This window comes from Teichococcus oryzae (assembly GCF_008386565.1).
Classification (GTDB): Bacteria; Pseudomonadota; Alphaproteobacteria; order Acetobacterales; family Acetobacteraceae; genus Pseudoroseomonas; species Pseudoroseomonas oryzae.
In genome coordinates this window covers 1-540 of the sequence record NZ_VUKA01000085.1, presented here as the reverse complement: position 1 = coordinate 540, position 540 = coordinate 1, and the positions used below count along the sequence as shown (strand labels likewise).

Annotated in this window: 2 rRNA genes; both read right to left on the bottom strand. The window is 50.2% G+C overall.

Annotation, left to right across the window (positions count from 1 at the left end):
* Window positions 1–6: 6 nt before the first annotated feature.
* A 5S ribosomal RNA gene (gene rrf, locus F0Q34_RS21640) occupies window positions 7–122 on the bottom strand.
* 49 nt (window positions 123–171) lie between these two features.
* Window positions 172–540, bottom strand: a 23S ribosomal RNA gene (locus tag F0Q34_RS21635); the annotation flags it as partial.

Here is a 540-nt window from a genome sequence, read left to right as displayed (position 1 = left end):
TTAGTTGCTTGGCGACGTCCTACTCTCACAGGGACAAGGTCCCAACTACCATCGGCGCTAGAGAGCTTAACTTCCGTGTTCGGTATGGGAACGGGTGTGACCTCTCTGCCATCATCACCAAACTATGAAGGCATATTCCTTCAAAACTAGATAACATTTGCTACATATTATATGGTTAAGTCCTCGATCTATTAGTATTCGTCAGCTCCACATGTCACCATGCTTCCACCTCGAACCTATCAACCTGATCATCTTTCAGGGATCTTACTAGCTTACGCTATGGGAAATCTCATCTTGAGGGGGGCTTCATGCTTAGATGCTTTCAGCACTTATCCCTTCCGCACATAGCTACCCAGCTATGCCCTTGGCAGAACAACTGGTACACCAGCGGTGCGTCCATCCCGGTCCTCTCGTACTAAGGACAGCTCCTCTCAAATTTCCTACGCCCACGACGGATAGGGACCGAACTGTCTCACGACGTTCTGAACCCAGCTCGCGTACCGCTTTAATGGGCGAACAGCCCAACCCTTGGGACCGACT